This is a genomic window from Candidatus Eisenbacteria bacterium (assembly GCA_035577985.1).
Classification (GTDB): domain Bacteria; phylum Desulfobacterota; class Binatia; order DP-6; family DP-6; genus DATJZY01.
In genome coordinates, this window is record DATJZY010000174.1 from 1 (window position 1) to 4339 (window position 4339).

Annotated in this window: 3 protein-coding genes; all 3 read right to left on the reverse strand. The window is 67.6% G+C overall.

All coding sequences use genetic code 11. The annotated features are described in order from the left end of the window. Window positions 1–2366 (reverse strand): phosphoketolase family protein (locus tag VMS22_24980; protein ID HXJ37295.1); only part of this gene is annotated, 2366 nt, incomplete at its 3' end. 46 nt (window positions 2367–2412) lie between these two features. Further along, window positions 2413–3567, reverse strand: coding sequence for an acetate/propionate family kinase (locus VMS22_24985; protein ID HXJ37296.1), 1155 nt, complete (start codon window positions 3565–3567; stop codon window positions 2413–2415). A 4-nt stretch (window positions 3568–3571) separates the two neighbouring features. Beyond that, on the reverse strand, window positions 3572–4339 hold a 768-nt coding region (locus VMS22_24990), incomplete at its 5' end, for a transketolase C-terminal domain-containing protein (GenBank protein HXJ37297.1).

Below are 4339 nucleotides of genomic sequence, written 5' to 3' on the forward strand. Positions count from 1 at the left end.
TCTCGGCCCCAGCGCCAGTCGGTGATCTCCGGCATGTCGTCGCCGTGCTCGCAGATGTACTGCTCGTGTTCGATCAGCTTGTCGCGGATCGCCTGCTTCGCGTAGGCGGCTCGCGAGCCGAGCTGGGGCAACCGGTCGATCACGTCGGACACGAGGTGAAAGCGGTCCAGGTCGTTTCGCACTGCCATGTCGAACGGCGTCGTCGTCGTTCCCTCTTCCTTGTAGCCGCGAACGTGCAGGTTGGCGTGGTTCGTGCGCCGGTACGTGAGCCGGTGGATCAACCAGGGGTAGCCGTGGAAGGCGAAGATGATCGGCTTGTCCTTGGTGAAGAGCACGTCGAAATCACGATCGCTCAGGCCGTGCGGATGCTCGCTCGACGGCTGGAGCTTCATCAGGTCCACCACGTTGATCACCCGGATCTTCACCTCCGGCACGTGCTGGCGGAGGATGTCGACCGCCGCCAGCGTCTCGAGCGTCGGCACGTCGCCGCAGCAAGCCATCACGACGTCGGGCTCGCTGCCCTTGTCGTTGCTCGCCCACTCCCAGATGCCGAGGCCGGCGGTGCAGTGCTCGATCGCCTGGTGCATCGTCAGCCACACGGGCGCGGGCTGCTTTCCGGCCACGATCACGTTCACGTAGTTGCGGCTCCGCAGGCAGTGGTCGGTCACGCTGAGGAGGCAGTTCGCGTCCGGCGGCAGGTAGACGCGGATCACCTCGGCCTTCTTGTTCACGACGTGGTCGATGAAGCCGGGATCCTGATGGCTGAAGCCGTTGTGATCCTGCCGCCAGACGTGGGACGAGAGGAGGTAGTTGAGCGACGCGATCGACCGGCGCCAGGGAATGTCGTGACACACCTTCAGCCACTTGGCGTGCTGGTTGAACATCGAATCGATGATGTGAATGAACGCTTCGTAGCAGCTGAAGAAGCCGTGGCGGCCCGTCAGGAGATATCCCTCGAGCCACCCCTGGCACTGGTGCTCGCTCAGCACCTCCATCACGCGCCCGTCAGGACTCAGGTGGTCGTCGTCGGGGTAGATCTCGGCCATGTAGCAGCGGGTGGTGACCTCGAGGACGTCCTGCCAGCGGTTCGAGTTGTTCTCGTCGGGACTGAACAGGCGGAAGTTGCTGCTGTCGAGGTTGAGCTTCATGACGTCGCGCAGGAACGTCCCCTGCGCGCGCGTGGCCTCGGCCGTGGCGGCCCCGGGGCTCGGCGTGTCGACGGCATAGCTCCGGAAGTCGGGCAGCTTGAGATCTTTCAGTAAGAGTCCGCCGTTGGCGTGCGGATTGTCGCTCATCCGCCGATGGCCGTTCGGCGCGAGCGCGGCGAGGTCGGGCTCGAGCCGGCCTGCCGCGTCGAACAGCTCCTCCGGCCTGTAGCTCTTCATCCAGCCCTCGAGGATGCGAACGTGCTCCGGCGTGTCCATGTCGGCCATCGGCACCTGATGGGCGCGCCAGTAACCCTCGCATTTCTTGCCGTCGATCTCCTTCGGACAGGTCCAGCCCTTCGGCGTGCGGAGGACGATCATCGGCCAGACCGGCCGCTTCGTGACACCTTTCGTCCGTGCGTCGAGCTGGATCTGCTTGAGGTCGGCCACGACCGCGTCGAGCGTGGCGGCCAGCTCCTGATGCACCTTCACCGGCTCGTCGCCCTCGACGAAGTGCGGCGCGTAGCCATAGCCCTCGAGGAGGCTCTGCAGCTCGCTGCGCGGAATACGCGCGAGGAAGCACGGATTGGCGATCTTGTAGCCGTTCAGATGGAGGATCGGCAGCACCGCGCCGTCGCGCGCCGGGTTCAGGAACTTGTTCGAATGCCAGCCGGTCGCCAGCGGCCCCGTCTCGGCCTCGCCATCACCGACGACGCAGGCGACGATCAGGTCCGGGTTGTCGAAGGCAGCGCCGTGAGCGTGTGACAGGGCGTACCCCAGCTCGCCGCCCTCGTGAATGGAGCCTGGCGTCTCGGGTGCGACGTGACTCGGGATCCCGCCTGGGAAGCTGAACTGCTTGAACAGCTTCTTCATCCCGTCCACGTCCCGGCCGATGCCAGGGTAGACCTCGCTGTACGTGCCTTCGAGGTACGCGTTGGCGACCAGCGATGGCCCACCATGTCCCGGACCGATGACGTAGATCATGTTCAGGTCGTGCTTCTTGATGACCCGGTTCAAGTGCACGTAGAGGAGGTTCAGGCCCGGCGTGGTCCCCCAATGGCCGAGCAGGCGCGGCTTCACGTGCGCCCGCTCGAGCGGCTCCTTCAGCAACGGGTTGTCGTAGAGGTATATCTGGCCGACCGACAGGTAGTTCGCCGCCCGCCAGTAGGCGTCCGTCTTGCGCAGCTCCTCGGCGGACAGCGGACCCGTTTCCGTTCTCATCAGATGCCTCCTCGTTTCGACGTCATAGGAATCGCGCCACCATCCGCTACCCCGCCGAAGCCGAGAGCAGCGCGCGCGTGTGGCGCGCGATCATCAGATCCTCGTCGGTGCGCACGACCCGGACGGTGCAACCGCTTCCCGCTGCGCTGACCACCGGATCGTGCCGCGCGTTCCGCTCGCGATCGATCCGGACGCCGAGATGCTCGAGGCCGCGGCACGTCTCCTCGCGCACCGGAGCGGCGCGTTCGCCGATCCCGCCGGTGAAGACGAGCGTGTCGATCCCACCCAGCACCGCTGCGAACGCGCCGATGTGCTTGCGGAGCACGTAGCAGAAGAGCTCGACCGCCTCGGCGGCGTGAGGCTCGGTCGCGCGGGCCTCGAGAAGCGCCTTCATGTCAGACGTCGTGCCCGACACACCGAGGAGTCCAGACTCGTGGTCGACGAGACGTTCGATCGTGCCGGCATCGAATCGCTCGTGCGCGAGCAGATGCACGAGCACGCCGGGATCGAGGTCGCCGCTCCGCGTTCCCATCATGAGACCGCCCGTCGGCGTGAAGCCCATCGTCGTGTCGACGGGAAGCCCGTCGCGCACGGCAGCGAGGCTGGCGCCGTTGCCCAGGTGCGCGATGACCGCGCGGCCGAGCGTAGCGGCGCCGACGGTGGCGACGACGTATTCGTACGACAAGCCGTGAAACCCGTAGCGCTGGATGCCCTTCGCCCGAAGTGTGCGTGGCAGCGGCAGGCGCTGCGCGACCGCCGGCATCCTCCGGTGGAAGGCGGTGTCGAAGCACGCGATCTGGGGGAGCCCCGGGAAGTGGGCGCTCACGGCATCGATGCTGGCGAGCGCCGCAGGCAGGTGGAGCGGGGCGAGCGGCACGAGGTTCAGGAGCGCGGCGACGAGCTGCGGTGTCACTCGCTCCGGCGCGGCATGATTGGCTCCACCATGGACGACGCGATGGCCGACGGCGTCGAGGGGAGGGAGCGCCGCTCCGGCGAGCGCCGCGCGCAGCGCCGCATGGGCATCGTGGAACGCACCCGGCTCGTCGCGGACCACCCGTGCACCCGCGTCGCGGACCGTGAGCCGCCCCTCGCCGAGGCCGATCCCTTCGACCGCGCTCGATGCGACGCGGACCTCATCCTCGTAGAGTGCCACCTTGAGCGACGACGACCCGCTGTTCACGCAGAGGATGCGGATGGGCATTGCCTCACCTCAGAGCGAGGAGGCTCCTTGCCACCGCTGCCACGCGCTCCGGCTCGAAGCCGAACTTCTTCTGCAGCTCCTTGAGCGGCGCCGAGGCGCCGAACGTCTTCATGCCGATGACGTGCCCCCGCGCACCCACGTATCGCTCCCAGCCGAGCGTCGAGCCCTGCTCCACCGCGACGCGCGCCGTGACCTCCGGCGGCAGGACGCCGTCCCGATACTCGCGCGGTTGTTCGTCGAAGAGCTCCCACGACGACATCGACACGACACGCGAGCGAACGCCCTCGACGCGCAGCTGCTCGTGGGCCTCCACGGCGAGGCCCAGCTCGCTGCCCGACGCGATCAGGATCACCTCGGGCTTCCCGCCCGGGGCGTCGGCGAGCACGTAGGCGCCGCGCGCGACGCCCGACGCCGACGCGTACTTCGTCCGATCCAGGGTCGGCAGGGGCTGGCGTGAGAGCGCCAGCACCGCCGGCCGATGACGCATCTGCATCACGACCCGGTACGCCTCCACCACCTCGTTGGCATCCCCCGGCCGGAGCGTGACCAGCCCGGGAATGGCACGCAGGGACAGCAGCTGCTCCACCGGCTGATGGGTCGGGCCGTCCTCGCCGTCGCCCATGGCGTCGTGCGTGAAGATGAAGATGGAGGGAAGCTCCATCAGCGCCGCGAGTCGGATGGCCGGGCGCGCGTAGTCGCTGAAGATGAAGAACGTCGCTCCGAAAGCCCGCAGCTTCGAGAGCACGAGCCCGTTCACGGTCGCCGCCATCGC

Bases quoted from the DNA above. Each gene is read 5' to 3' on its own strand.
- VMS22_24985 (HXJ37296.1), bottom strand. From the start codon at position 3,567: ATGCCCATCCGCATCCTCTGCGTGAACAGCGGGTCGTCGTCGCTCAAG.